At 59.2% G+C, this 13,809-nt stretch carries 12 protein-coding genes; 3 read left to right on the top strand and 9 right to left on the bottom strand.

Translation table 11 applies throughout. The annotated features are described in order from the left end of the window. Nucleotides 1-60 precede the first annotated feature (60 nt). Nucleotides 61-663 carry a membrane protein gene (locus PSH69_RS22780; protein WP_019581238.1) on the bottom strand — a complete coding sequence of 201 codons (603 nt, stop codon included), beginning with the start codon at nucleotides 661-663 and terminating at the stop codon, nucleotides 61-63. A gap of 147 nt (nucleotides 664-810) precedes the next feature. Here PSH69_RS22780 and PSH69_RS22785 point away from each other — a divergent pair, with 147 nt between their 5' ends. Further along, complete coding sequence (locus PSH69_RS22785) at nucleotides 811-1,602, top strand: dienelactone hydrolase family protein (RefSeq protein ID WP_305409907.1); 792 nt, start codon at nucleotides 811-813, stop codon at nucleotides 1,600-1,602. Nucleotides 1,603-1,800: 198 nt separating this feature from the next. Beyond that, nucleotides 1,801-2,526 carry a 4'-phosphopantetheinyl transferase gene (locus tag PSH69_RS22790; RefSeq protein ID WP_305409908.1) on the top strand — a complete coding sequence of 242 codons (726 nt, stop codon included), beginning with the start codon at nucleotides 1,801-1,803 and terminating at the stop codon, nucleotides 2,524-2,526. A gap of 23 nt (nucleotides 2,527-2,549) precedes the next feature. Here PSH69_RS22790 and PSH69_RS22795 read toward each other — a convergent pair whose 3' ends face one another. Next, nucleotides 2,550-4,160: an ATP-binding protein gene (locus PSH69_RS22795; protein WP_019581241.1), complete on the bottom strand. Its 1,611-nt coding sequence runs from the start codon at nucleotides 4,158-4,160 to the stop codon at nucleotides 2,550-2,552. Next, the gene (locus PSH69_RS22800) at nucleotides 4,157-4,870 is read right to left on the bottom strand and encodes a response regulator (RefSeq protein ID WP_019650367.1); all 714 of its coding nucleotides are present in this window, start codon (nucleotides 4,868-4,870) and stop codon (nucleotides 4,157-4,159) included. Before PSH69_RS22800 ends, PSH69_RS22795 begins: the two co-directional genes overlap by 4 nt. Before the next feature lie 738 nt (nucleotides 4,871-5,608). Between PSH69_RS22800 and PSH69_RS22805 the strand changes: the two genes are divergently transcribed. Beyond that, nucleotides 5,609-8,503 (top strand): ribonucleoside-diphosphate reductase subunit alpha, encoded by a 2,895-nt coding sequence (locus PSH69_RS22805; RefSeq protein WP_028938897.1) that lies wholly within the window; start codon nucleotides 5,609-5,611, stop codon nucleotides 8,501-8,503. A gap of 144 nt (nucleotides 8,504-8,647) precedes the next feature. On the opposite strand, the gene flgE is transcribed toward PSH69_RS22805, so the two are convergent. The 6 genes from flgE to PSH69_RS22835 all read right to left on the bottom strand — a co-directional run bounded on the left by flgE (nucleotide 8,648) and on the right by PSH69_RS22835 (nucleotide 13,758). Continuing rightward, nucleotides 8,648-9,961, bottom strand: a complete 1,314-nt coding sequence (gene flgE / locus PSH69_RS22810) for a flagellar hook protein FlgE (RefSeq protein ID WP_305409909.1) — start codon at nucleotides 9,959-9,961, stop codon at nucleotides 8,648-8,650. A 31-nt stretch (nucleotides 9,962-9,992) separates the two neighbouring features. Further along, entirely contained in the window at nucleotides 9,993-10,715 is a 723-nt protein-coding gene (gene flgD, locus PSH69_RS22815) for a flagellar hook assembly protein FlgD (RefSeq protein WP_305409910.1), read from the bottom strand. 16 nt (nucleotides 10,716-10,731) lie between these two features. After that, the gene (flgC, locus tag PSH69_RS22820) at nucleotides 10,732-11,175 is read right to left on the bottom strand and encodes a flagellar basal body rod protein FlgC (RefSeq protein WP_305409911.1); all 444 of its coding nucleotides are present in this window, start codon (nucleotides 11,173-11,175) and stop codon (nucleotides 10,732-10,734) included. Nucleotides 11,176-11,178: 3 nt separating this feature from the next. Then, on the bottom strand, nucleotides 11,179-11,586 hold the full coding sequence (flgB, locus tag PSH69_RS22825) for a flagellar basal body rod protein FlgB (RefSeq protein ID WP_007937506.1): 408 nt from the start codon (nucleotides 11,584-11,586) through the stop codon (nucleotides 11,179-11,181). Nucleotides 11,587-11,951: 365 nt separating this feature from the next. Continuing rightward, nucleotides 11,952-12,779, bottom strand: a complete 828-nt coding sequence (gene cheR / locus PSH69_RS22830; protein ID WP_007937505.1) for a protein-glutamate O-methyltransferase CheR — start codon at nucleotides 12,777-12,779, stop codon at nucleotides 11,952-11,954. Between the two features lie 46 nt (nucleotides 12,780-12,825). Beyond that, entirely contained in the window at nucleotides 12,826-13,758 is a 933-nt protein-coding gene (locus PSH69_RS22835) for a chemotaxis protein CheV (RefSeq protein ID WP_007937503.1), read from the bottom strand. Nucleotides 13,759-13,809 lie beyond the last annotated feature (51 nt).

A 13,809-nucleotide genomic window follows, 5' to 3' on the forward strand; every position in this document is an offset into this window, starting at 1 on the left:
GGTCAGTTAAGCCTGCTCCCACAGGTTGCGAGGCTTAACTGACTGGCAACCAAACGCTGTTTAGAAAGCGTAGTTGGCGGACAAGTACGTCTGGGCGCTGCTGGTCAAGTCCAGCGAACCCTGTTTGCTGCCGCCGCGCTCGCTCATCTCGGTGCTGGCGTTGCTACGCAGGTAACGGTAACCCAGCTCGACCGAGGTGTTTTGCGTAACTTGCTGCAACACGCCGACCTGGCCGCCAATGGCGTAACCGATGTCGCTGTCGCGGCTGAAGCCTGGCGATTCCTGGGTCATTTTGGTCAAACCGGCCGTGGCACCGCCGAACAGTTTGGTGCTGCCACCCACTGGGTAAAACAGATCGTAGCTGCCCAGCAGGTTTTCCTGACGCAGTTTAATGCCATTATGCGAGCCCGACACGTTGTCGTAAGTGGCGTAGTAGCGGCCCTGGCTGTCTTGCTGGCCCACACGCAAACCCCAGGTGTTGTCCTTGCCGATCACACCGTCGGCGTTAGGGTGGTTGAGGTTGTCGTTCAGGGCACTGGATTTTTTAACCTTGTCGCTGGTCTGGCCAAAGGTCAGGCCGGCAAAATTGGTGGTGTCGGCGTGGGCGGCAACACTGGCGCCCATCACGGTGAAAGCCAGCAGCAGTTTTTTCAAAGTAGTCATTGGGGAATTTCCTCATGCGCTATGTGCTTTTTGGGTACGGGGCAAGGTTACTGGCCTCACCCTGTACGGCCCCTGAACGCACTCTGAACCTGAGCTGAATCAAATCGACTACGCTTTCTTGACGTTTGTTTATAAGGAGATTCAGCCATGCGTGTGTTGCTCGCCCTTGTATTGCTGGCCGTGAGCGGGCTCAGCCAGGCCGCCATCAAGACCCAGGAAATTCCCTATCAAAGTGCCGATGGCACAAAACTGATCGGTTATTACGCCTACGATGACGCTATCAAAGGCCCGCGCCCGGGTGTGGTAGTGGTGCATGAATGGTGGGGGCTCAACGACTACGCCAAGCGTCGCGCCCGCGATCTGGCCGGTCTGGGCTACAGCGCGCTGGCGATCGACATGTATGGCGACGGCAAGAACACCGAACACCCCAAGGACGCCATGGCGTTCATGCAAGCCGCGACGAAGGACAGCGCAGCAGCCAGCGCGCGGTTTCAGGCCGGGCTCGATTTGCTGAAGAAACAGCCACAGACCGATCCGGCCAAACTGGCGGCCATCGGCTATTGCTTCGGCGGCGCAGTGGTGCTGAATGCCGCACGCCAGGGCTTGCCGCTGGCGGGCGTGGTGAGTTTCCACGGTGCACTGGCGACCAATACGCCGGCGGCGCCTGGCAGTGTGAAAGCGAAAATCCTGGTGGAGCATGGCGCGCTGGACAGCATGGTCACGGCGGATAATGTGGCGGCGTTCAAGGCGGAAATGGACAAGGCCGGTGCCGACTATAAATTTGTCAGCCTCGAAGGCGCCAAGCATGGCTTCAGCAACCCTGATGCGGATCGTCTGAGCCACGGCGATCATGGCGGGCCGGACATTGGTTACAACAAGGCCGCCGATGAGAAATCGTGGGCGGACATGCAGGCGTTTTTCAAGAAGATCTTTGGCTGATCAGATAGACCTCTGTGGCGAGGGGGCTTGCCCCCGTTGGGCTGCGAAGCAGCCCCAAAACCTGCAATCGCATGTCGACAGACACACTACGTTGACCGGGTTTACGACTGCTTCGCAGCCGAACGGGGGCAAGCCCCCTCGCCACAAAAGCCCTGCTGCCACTACCCAGCCATTGAGCTAAACGGCAAAATGCCCGTCATGAATCCCGTCCCCGCCCTACCCGCCTGCTGCACCCCGCTCGACGCCCATTGGCCGCTGCCGATTGTGCTGCCCGATACGGTCCTGCTGGGCACTCACTTCGATACCAAGCAATTGGCCAGCGATGATTTCCAGCGCAGTGCCATCGAGCCGCCCGCGAGCATCCAGCGTTCGGTGGCCAAGCGTCAGGCCGAGTTTCTTGCCGGGCGGATTTGCGCTCGGGCCGCATTGCTACAGCTGGAAGGGTTGAGCTTCATTCCGGCCATAGGTGAAGACCGCGCACCGGTGTGGCCAGCGCATATCACCGGTTCGATCACCCACAGCACCGGCCGGGCCGCGGCGATTGTCGCGAACAAGGCCCATTGGCGCGGCTTGGGAATGGACCTGGAAAATCTGCTCGACGCAGAACGGGCCGAACGCCTGGCCGGAGAGATTCTCACCGGGCCTGAGTTGCGGCGCATGGCCGCCGGGGCTCGCGATCAGTTGGCGATGGTGGTGACGCTGACGTTTTCGGTGAAGGAAAGTCTGTTCAAGGCGCTCTACCCGATCGTCCAAAAGCGCTTCTATTTCGAACACGCCGAAGTGCTGGAGTGGAGCGAGGGCGGTGAAGTACGGTTGCGGTTGCTGACCGACCTGTCCAGTGAATGGCATAGCGGCACCGAACTGGACGCGCAGTTTGCGGTGATGGATGGGCAGTTGTTGAGTCTGGTCAGTATCAAGGCCTGAAGCCCCCTGTCACGTGCCCAACCTCAACGCCGCTCCTGATTCCTCGGCCAGCTCAAACTGAAACACGCCCCGCCCAGGCTTTTGCTCTTGCTGATCAGCGCTCGCCCGTCGTGCCAATGGATGATCCGCCGCACGATCGACAACCCCAGCCCATGCCCACCCGAGGCGCGGGTGCGGCTATCGTCGAGGCGCAGGAACGGGGTGAAGATTTTCTCCCACGCGGTTTCCGGCACGCCCGGCCCGTCATCCTCGACATCCACCCGACAGCGCTGCTGACCCACCTGATAGCTGACGGTCACCCGTGAATGGGCATGGCGCATGGCGTTGCTCACCAGATTCTGCAACGCCCGGTGCAGGTAACGTGGCTCGGCCTCGACCCAAGCGCCGTCACAATCGGCGGCCGACAGGCACAAGCCGCGCTGTACCGTGACCTCGGCGCGCAACGGTGCCAACTCCTCGATCACCTGATTGACCAACGCATCCAGATCGATCCGCTGGAAATTCAGCGCCGGCGAGCCCTGCTCCAGCCGCGCATAAGTGAGCATCTCGTCGACCAGTCGATCGAGGTCTTCGATGTCGTGGTCCATCCCTTCGCGGTATTTCTCCAGCGCCTCAGGCGTGGTGGCCGAGCCGATCATCTCCAGGCCAAAACGCAGGCGCGCCACCGGTGTGCGCAATTCATGGGACACGGCACGCACCAGTTCTCGCTGAATCGCCAACAATTGCTGCAAGTGCTCGGCCATGCCGTTGAACGCCGAGGCCAGCCGCCCCACCGAGTCGGCGCCGCGTGCCGGTACGCGGGTTTCCAGGCTGCCCTTGGCAATGCGTGTGGCGGCGGCTTCAAGACCGCGCAAACGACGCTCCAGTTGCCGCACCAACAGATAGACAATCAAACCAATCAGGCTCAGGCCAAGGGCCGCGATCAGCACCAACCACTCGGGCGGGTAAGGATTCATCTGATACAGCGGACCGATTTCCAGCACCCACGGTGTACCGACCATGCCGGCAAACACCCGGATCGAATCGCCGCCCTTGCCCAACGCCATCACCGTGTCGCCTTCTGACACGCGGCGGCTCTGGTCTTCGTCCATGTCGGCTTCATCGACCGTCACCAGCCGCAGATCGAAGCCGAAGCCCTTATCTTCCTTTAACTGCTCCAGACGCTTGGGCTGCTCGGCCACCGGGTAGCGCACCAGTTCATCGGCCAGCAGGTAAATGGTCGCCCGCGCCAGTTGCTCGCTGATCTGCTGGACTTCACCGGTGAGCACCAGTTGCTCCTTGTCGCTGACCAGACGATAAACCTTCGCCGCGTGCGGGCCGGTCTGCTCCACCAGGGCCTGGCCGCGCAATACGCGGGTACGCTGGGTCAGGTCGAGGTCGGTCTGGGGGAACGTCTTCAGCGCCAGCGGAATCCCGAGCAAGCGCTCCCACAACAGCAACGCCCGATGGCGCTCGGTTTCGTTCATCGGTTGCAGGTTATCGGCCATCAGCGAGAAGGTGCCGTGGGCCAGGCGCTCGCGGTACTGCTCGCTGCGCACCTGGTTAAGCAGGTGCAAGGCCAGCACGCCGAGTACGGCCACCAGAATCAGCGCCGCGCACATGCCGCCATAAATACGCAGGAAGATCGAGTTCACAGGGTGCAGGCTTCCGGCACGAACAAATAGCCTTTGCTGCGGACGGTCTTGATCAGCCGCGGATGCTCCGGGTCATCGCCGATCTTGGGGCGGATGCGCGAGATGCGCACGTCGATGGAGCGGTCCTGGCCGTCATAACCGATACCGCGCAGCGCGGTGAATATTTCTTCACGAGACAGAATACGCCCGGCATTGGCCACCAGCAGCCAGAGCAGGTCGAACTCGGCGCTGGTCAATTCGATGCCTTTGTCATGCAGCCAGGCTTCGCGCAATGCGTTGTCCACCACTAGCGGGCCGAACTGCAGGCGCCGGAGTTTTTCCGGGGCCACCTCCGGGGCTTCGCTGCGGCGCAGCAGGGCTTGAATACGCGCGAGCAATAAACGTGGACGCACCGGTTTGCAGACGTAGTCGTCGGCGCCCAGGTCCAGGCCAAGAATCTGATCGGTGTCATCGGTGCGCGCGGTGAGCATCAGGATCGGCCCGTCATAGCGGTCGCGAATCTTGCGGCAAATGCTCAAGCCATCTTCGCCGGGGAGCATCAGGTCGAGAATCACCAGGTCCGGCTTCTCCTTGATGATGCGTGCTGCGGCCAGGGCGCCATTACCCTCGATCGATACGCGCAGGCCATTGGCTTCCAGGTAATCGCGGGTCAGTTCGGCCAGACGCTGGTCGTCCTCGACAATCAATACCTGCCAGGCTTCTTGCTCCACGATGACCTCTGCTTGCCAACACCATCAATAAGGAAGGATCCACCCGTCTTTTTGTAATGATTGGGGAGGATAAGAACGCATCTGCATGGGCCGATTGTATAAACGCCACACGTCTGGAACACAAGCCGGTAAATGCGTTCGGACACAACGGTTTTTTGTGATAGGGTTCGCGCCCTTAAAAATCCGGATGACTGTTTTCTGTCGCTGAAAATCAGTGAAAAATGGTCGGCTCCAGCTAGGTCGCGGCCTACACGCCTGTTCCCTCTTTCACACACAATTTACGCACAGGTTTATCCACAGGTAGTACGTTGCAACACCCTCCAAAACGCATTATCTTGTACCTCGGCGCAAAAAAAACCCTACATGTAGGGTTTTATGCCAAAAACCAAACACAAACCGGACACCGATTTCAAGCGCTTTTATTGCCTCTTTCCGGTTGAACCAAACGTATTTTCGAAAGACCAAACCGCGCGTGCGGATGGCTACTGTTTTTAAGCCCGAAACGGCGATAACGGTACGGGTGTTGCAGTCATTTACTGCCGCCCAAAACGGAATTCGGTTTCAGGCCCAAGGCGTGACACCAAAGACTTCGGCATGGAAGCGGCGCCCAATAGCCCCCTTCCTGATCTGTCCCGAAGTTGGTATGCCCGGCCCCCGCCGGTTGTAGTGCTTCAGGACAGAACGGTGGGCACCGTGATGGTGCCCAAACAAACATAGAGAATGTGGAGACAACCCCCCATGCAAACCGACACAACTCGCGAGAACCCGCAGGGCACCTTGCCGCAGGCCACCGATTCGAATTCGGATCTGTCCGCCACCGCGCCTGGCCAACTGCGCGTGATCAAGCGTAACGGCACTGTCGTCCCTTACACCGATGACAAGATCACCGTCGCCATCACCAAAGCGTTTCTCGCAGTTGAGGGCGGCACCGCTGCCGCTTCGTCGCGAATCCACGACACCGTTGCCCGCCTGACCGAACAAGTCACCGCGACTTTCAAGCGTCGCATGCCTTCGGGCGGCACCATCCACATCGAAGAAATCCAGGACCAGGTCGAACTGGCCCTGATGCGTGCCGGCGAGCAGAAAGTCGCCCGCGACTATGTGATCTACCGTGATTCCCGCGCCAAAGAGCGCGCAGCGCACTCCCCTGCCGAAGAAGCCGTCAACGCTCACCCATCGATCCGCATCACCCGCGCCGATGGCAGCCTCGCCCCTCTGGACATGGGTCGTCTGAACACCATCGTCACCGAAGCGTGCGAAGGCCTGGAAGAAGTCGACGGCGAGCTGATCCAGCGCGAAACCCTGAAAAACCTGTACGACGGCGTGGCCCTGACCGACGTCAACACCGCTCTGGTGATGACCGCCCGTACGCTGGTCGAGCGTGAGCCGAACTACTCGTTCGTGACCGCCCGCCTGCTGATGGACACCCTGCGTGCCGAAGGCCTGGGCTTCCTCGGTGTCGCCGACAGCGCGACCCACCACGAAATGGTCGACCTGTATGCCAAGGCACTGCCTGCGTACATCGCCAAAGGTATCGAATTCGAATTGCTGAACCCGGTTCTGGCATCCTTCGACCTGGAAAAACTCGGCAAGGCGATCAACCACGAGCGCGATCAGCAGTTCACGTACCTGGGCCTGCAAACCCTGTACGACCGTTACTTCATCCACAAGGACGGTATCCGCTTCGAACTGCCACAGATTTTCTTCATGCGCGTGGCCATGGGCCTGGCGATCGAAGAGAAGCAGAAAGAAGACCGTGCGATCGAGTTCTACAACCTGTTGTCGTCCTTCGACTACATGTCCTCGACCCCGACCCTGTTCAACGCCGGTACCCTGCGTCCACAGCTGTCGAGCTGCTACCTGACCACCGTGCCGGATGACCTGTCGGGCATCTACCACGCGATCCACGACAACGCCATGTTGTCGAAATTCGCCGGCGGCCTGGGCAACGACTGGACCCCGGTTCGGGCGCTGGGTTCGTACATCAAGGGCACCAACGGCAAATCCCAGGGCGTCGTGCCGTTCCTGAAAGTGGTGAACGACACCGCCGTCGCCGTTAACCAGGGTGGCAAGCGCAAAGGCGCTGTCTGTGCCTACCTGGAAACCTGGCACATGGACATCGAAGAGTTCATCGAACTGCGCAAGAACACCGGTGATGACCGTCGTCGTACCCACGACATGAACACCGCCAACTGGATCCCTGACCTGTTCATGAAGCGTGTCTTCGATGACGGCAAGTGGACCCTGTTCTCGCCGTCCGAAGTACCGGACCTGCACGACCTGACCGGCAAGGCCTTCGAAGAGCGTTACGAGTACTACGAAGCCCTGACCGAGTACCCGGGCAAGGTCAAGCTGTTCAAGACCATCCAGGCCAAAGACCTGTGGCGCAAAATGCTGTCCATGCTGTTTGAAACCGGCCACCCATGGCTGACCTTCAAAGACCCGTGCAACCTGCGCAGCCCGCAGCAGCACGTGGGCGTGGTTCACAGCTCGAACCTGTGCACCGAGATCACCTTGAACACCAACAAGGATGAGATCGCCGTTTGCAACCTGGGCTCGATCAACCTGCCGAACCACATCGTCGACGGCAAGCTGGACACCGCCAAGCTGCAACGCACCGTGAACACCGCCGTGCGCATGCTCGATAACGTGATCGACATCAACTACTACTCGGTGCCGCAAGCGAAGAACTCCAACTTCAAGCACCGTCCGGTCGGTCTGGGCATCATGGGCTTCCAGGACGCTCTGTACCTGCAGCACATCCCTTACGGTTCCGACGCTGCCGTCGAGTTCGCCGACAAGTCGATGGAAGCGGTCAGCTACTACGCGATCCAGGCTTCCTGCGACCTGGCTGACGAGCGTGGCGCCTACGAGACGTTCCAGGGTTCGCTGTGGTCCAAAGGCATCCTGCCGCTGGATTCGCAACAGATCCTGATCGAGCAGCGTGGCCAGAAGTACATCGACGTTGACCTGAACGAAACCCTGGACTGGGCACCGGTTCGCGCCCGTGTACAGAAAGGCATTCGTAACTCCAACATCATGGCCATCGCACCGACCGCAACCATCGCCAACATCACTGGCGTGTCGCAGTCGATCGAACCGACTTACCAGAACCTCTATGTGAAATCGAACCTGTCGGGCGAATTCACCGTGATCAACCCGTACCTGGTTCGCGACCTGAAGGCTCGCGGTCTGTGGGACTCGGTCATGATCAACGACCTGAAGTACTACGACGGTTCGGTGCAGCAGATCGAGCGCATCCCGCAAGAACTCAAAGAGCTCTACGCGACTGCCTTCGAAGTGGACACCAAATGGATCGTCGACGCCGCCAGCCGTCGTCAGAAGTGGATCGACCAGGCTCAGTCGCTGAACCTGTACATCGCCGGCGCTTCGGGCAAGAAGCTGGACGTGACCTACCGCATGGCCTGGTACCGTGGTCTGAAAACCACTTACTACCTCCGTGCCCTGGCCGCGACCAGCACCGAGAAGTCGACCATCAACACCGGTAAGCTGAACGCTGTTTCCAGCGGCGGCAACCACGGTGACGACTCGGTCCTGGCAGCCCCAGCCGGTCCAGCTCCAGTGCCGAAGGCTTGCGCCATCGATGAGCCGGATTGCGAAGCTTGCCAATAAGCTGAGCCGGTAGGCGCTCCAGGGCGCTTACCTGAAACCCCCGATGAGCCTTTGGCTGGTCGGGGGTTTTCTTTTGCCTGCCTGATTCTGCAAGACAAAAAAAACCCCTCGTGAGAGGGGTTCTTTATGCAGCGCTATACAGCATCAGGTCATCTGAATGATGGTCTGCATGATGGTGCTCTGGGTGGAGATGGTCTTGGCGTTCGCCTGGTAGTTGCTCTGCGCCTTGATCAAATCAACCAGTTCGTTGGTCAGGTTGACGTTGGACTCTTCCAGGGAGTTGGACACGACCGAACCCAGGGTACCGGTCTTCGGTGCATCGACACCGGCTACACCGGAGGCGAAGGTTTCTTTCCAGCGGGTACCGCCAATTGGCTGCAGGCCTTGCTCATTGGCAAAGCTGGCCACCGCCACCTGGCCGATGGCCTTGGTTTGCTGGTTGCTGAAGTTGGCGGTCATGACGCCGCTGGCGTCGATGGTCAGGCTGGAGATCTGGCCGGTGGCGTAGCCGTCCTGGTATTGGGCGGTACGGGCGGTTGGCGAGTTGTAAGAGGTGGTCAGCGCCATGTTGAACGCGATACCGCCAGTGGCAGCGACGGAACCGTTCGGGCCCCAGGTCACAGGAATCGTTGCGGCGTTGGTAATGGCGCCTGGCACCCAACCGGTCATGGTCAACGTGTTGCCGGTTTTGGTCCAGCCAGCGCCGGCTGTCAGCGTGTTGATGCTGCCGTCGGAGTTGAACGTGATGTCAGCCGTCAGTGGAGTCAAGGTGTTGTTGGCCGGATCCGAAGGGGTACGACCGTCCATGTAGGTATAGACACGCCACGCGTTGGTACCCGTTTTCACGTAGTACTGGTCCATGGTGTGCTCGTTACCCTGGCTGTCGTAGACCTTGGTGGAGATGGTCTTGTTATAGCTGTTGGTATCGGTCGGGCTGAACGGGGCCACGGTCGGCGTGGTTTCCGCCGAGTTCAGGTTCATCGTCTGATCAACCTTGGTAGTCGGATTCGGCTTCAGGCTCGAGGTATCGATCTTCAAGTCAGTCAACACACCGTTGATGATCTTGCCATTGGAGTCGACGCCATAACCCTGCAGTCGGTTGCCGTTGTTATCGACAACAAAGTTTTGAGCGTCGGTCTTGAACGCACCGGCACGGGTGTAGCTCAGGGAACCGTTGTCGCTGAGGATGAAGAAGCCGTTGCCCTGAATGCCCATGTCCAGCACGTTGCCGGTGTTGTTCACATCACCCTGGCTGAACTGCTGGGAAACGTTGGCCAGGCGCACGCCGTTACCGATGGTCTTGCTGCCGGTACCCAGGCGAGTGGCCGAGTACACGTCTTCGAATTCTGCACGGGACGATTTGAAACCGGTGGTCGCGACGTTGGCGATGTTGTTGCCGGTCACGTCCAGTTGTTTGTTGGCTGCATAGAGACCGCTAAGACCGATATTGAAAGACATATTCCACTCCTTTGTGCCGTGTTAGTCGGCTCTATAGACCAATGGTTTGCACTTTGGACAGGGCAACGCTGCCCAGGCCTGCCAGGTTCAACATCAACTCACCGCCGGTCTGGCTGATGGTCACGCTGTTGACCGTTGCCGGCAGGTAAGTAATCAGTGAGGTGTTCGTGCCGTCGATGGTGCTCGTTGCGCCGAAGGTGTAAGTACCCGCCGGTGCCACCGCGCCCGAACTGTCCTTGCCGTCCCAAATGAAGCTGGCATTGCCGGCGCTTTGACTGCCCAGGTCGAGGGTGCGGATGACCGTACCTGCCGAGTTGGTGATTTTGACGGTGGCTGCGGAAACCGATGTTGGCACCACGACGGTACCGTTGAGGCTCTTGGAGGTGTCGACCACGGCCTTGTCGGTCTGCGCGATGACCGAGCGGCCCACCAGCGAAGAAGCCTGCAAGGCTTGCGAGGAGTTGTAGTTGCCGGCAATACCGCTGACGGTGTCGTTCAGCGTGGTGATGCCTTCCAGGCTACTGAACTGCGCCAACTGGGCTACGAACGCGCTGTTGTCCTGAGGATCGAGCGGGTTCTGGTTTTTCAGCTGGGTGACCAGTAGTTGCAGGAACGCATCCTTGCCCAATGCCTTGCTGCCGGTGGCACTGCTGGTCGCCGCGGAAAGACCATCACTGGTGGTCGTGGTCTTGACCGAAGAGTTGGCCAGGACATCCTTGATGCTTACGCCGCTGGTGGTATCGGTAACACTCATCGAAAGTCGCCCCTTATCACTGACCGAGGGTCAGGACCTTCTGCATCATGGTTTTGGCGGTGTTCATCATTTCTGCGTTGGTCTGGAACGAACGGCTTGCGGAAATCATGTCGGCCATTTCTTCGACGACGTTGACGTTCGGGTAGTAGACGTAGCCCTTGGCATCGGCAGCCGGATGATTCGGCTCGTAGCGCGCTTCAAGGTTGCTCTGGTCTTCGACCACACCCAGCACTTGCACGCCTTGACCGGCCGCGTCCTGGTTCTGGAACAGCGAATCGCTGGCGCCGCTCTGGCCGCCCTGGAACATGGTGGCGAACACCGGGTGACGAGCGCGGTAGGTCTGGTCGATGCTCGACGAAACGGTCTCGGCGTTGGCGATGTTACTGGCGACGGTGTTCAAGCGAGTGGTCTGGGCACTCATGCCGCTACCGGCAATGTTGAAAACACTGGACAGGGACATGAATTACTCTCCGCGCAGGGCTGACACCAGCCCTTTGAATTTACTGTTGAGCAGGGTGAAGCTGGCCTGGAAGTTGACCGCGTTTTCCGCGTAGTTCGACTGTTCCAGTTGGGCGTCCACGGTGTTCTGGTCGATCGACGGTTGCATCGGCGTGCGATACATCAGCGACTCATCGCCATTGCCCAGGCCTTCAGCTTCGATGTGACGGCTGTTGGTCATGCTCAAGGCGAACTTGCCGTTTTTGGTTTTCTCGTTCTGCTCGGCGAGCACTTTCGAGAAGTCCAGATCCCGAGCCTTGTAGTTCGGGGTGTCGGCGTTGGCGATGTTGTTGGCCAGGACTTCGGCACGCTGAGCGCGGAAGCCCAGGGCTTGTTCGTGGATACCGAGCGCTTTATCGAAGCTGATGCTCATGTCGGGAAACCTTCGGGTGACCTGATTTTTCGTAACGTGAACATAGCAAGCGGCGTGCCAATTCAAAAAAGCCCGTAAACCGGGGCTTTGCGGGCAGTGACGAGGCGGCAATGCCAGAAAAGCGGCAACCGATTTCCGCCGCCTGCCGCTTTTCTGCCGCTTTCCCAGGGCAACACCGATCAACTGTAGGAGCGAGGCTTGCCCGCGAAAACGGTGTGCCAGACAACAATCATCATTGACCGCCCCAACGCTTTCGCGGGCAAGCCTCGCTCCTACAGGTATTGGGGTGCCTATGAGAAACAAGCAGGCAAAAAAAACGGGAGCCCCTGAGGACTCCCGTTTTTTTGTATGCCGTCAACGAATCACTACTTCGCCTGGTAAATGATCCCCGGGCTGCACTGGACCATCTGGTAATGGTCCGGCAAACCGTTCAGCGCTTCGGACGCGCCAAGGAACAGATAACCGCCCGGCTTGAGCGTGCTGTGAATGCGCAACAGGATGTCTTTCTTCACCTCGGCGGAGAAGTAGATCAGCACGTTGCGGCAGAACACGATGTCGAACTTGCCCAGGCTTGCGTAGCTGTCCAGCAGGTTGAACGAGCGAAACTCCACCCGACTCTTGATCGGTGCCTTGACGGCCCAGCGCCCCGGCCCCTTGGGGTCGAAGTAACGCTGAAGGCGCTCGGGCGACAGACCGCGACCGATGGCCAGGCTGTCGTACTCGCCGGTTTTGCAATTGGTCAGCATGGTGCCGGACAGGTCGGTGGCAACGATCTGCACGCCCATCTTCAACTGGCCCATGTTGACCCGTTCGAACTCATCGATGGACATCGACAGCGAATACGGTTCCTGACCCGACGAACACGCCGCCGACCAGATCCGCAGGCGCTGACCGGGGCTGGCCTTGATCGCTTCAGGCAATACCTTGTTCTTCAAGACTTCAAACGGATAGGTGTCACGAAACCACAGAGTTTCGTTGGTGGTCATGGCATCCACCACCATCTCGCGCAAACCGCTGCGCGGCTGGGTCTGGATGCGCTGAACCAGCTCACCCAACGATTTGATGCCCTGCTGTTCCATCAGTTTGTTGAGACGGCTCGAGACCAGATATTGCTTGTTTTCACCGAGCAAAATGCCACAGGCTTTTTCCAGGAATACCCGGAACTGTTCGAAATCCAAATTACCCGTAGACAAAGATACCGCCTCTTAAATCGTGTTGACCGCCAGGGGCAGAAGGCCTCTAGCTGTTATCTGCTGCTTTGATCCGGTCGACTACCCGGGATGCCAGGTCATCAGGACGGAACTTGGCCAGGAAGTCATCGGCACCGACCTTCTTGACCATCGCCTGATTGAACACACCCGACAACGAAGTATGCAGGATGATATGGAGCTTTTGCATGCGCGGGTCGGCGCGGATCTCGGCCGTCAGGGTGTACCCGTCCATCTCCGGCATCTCGATGTCGGAGATCATCATCAGGAACTCTTCTTCCGGCTTCTTGCCCTCGTCAACCAGCTTGCGCAGGTAATCCAGCGCTTGCCGGCCGTCGTTCAACGCCACCACTTCGACACCAATCGTTTGCAGGCAACGGGTCACCTGCTTGCGCGCCACCGACGAGTCGTCGACCGTCAATACGCGCAAAGAGAGCGCCTTGTGCTGGGTTTCAACATCGACCACGCCCACCGAAATCGCTTCCGGTGTCGGCGCCACTTCCGCCAGCACCTTCTCGACGTCGATGATTTCGACTAACTGGTTGTCGACCCGAGTCACAGCCGTCAGGTAGTGATCGCGCCCCGTGCCCTTGGGTGGCGGATGAATCTCCTCCCAGTTCATGTTGACGATGCGCTCCACCGACCGAACCAGGAAACCCTGGGTCTTGGTGTTGTACTCCGTGATGATCACGAAGGGATTGCTCTGGTCCAGCAACCGACCGGCACCGGTCGCCATCGCCAGATCCAGGATCGGAATGGTTGCCCCCCGAATATTCGCCACACCGCACACGACAGGACTGGACTTGGGCATCAGGGTCAGCTTGGGGCATTGCAGCACCTCGCGAACCTTGAACACGTTGATCCCATACAGCTGCTGGCCGTCGAGACGGAACAACAACAGCTCAAGGCGATTCTGCCCTACCAGTTGCGTGCGCTGGTTTACCGAATCCATTACACCAGCCATGCCCAGACTCCTACACCAACGCTAAGTGTGTTGCGACGCACATTCATCACG

Origin of the sequence: Pseudomonas sp. FP1740 (assembly GCF_030687165.1) — a bacterium.
Taxonomy (GTDB): Bacteria; Pseudomonadota; Gammaproteobacteria; order Pseudomonadales; family Pseudomonadaceae; genus Aquipseudomonas.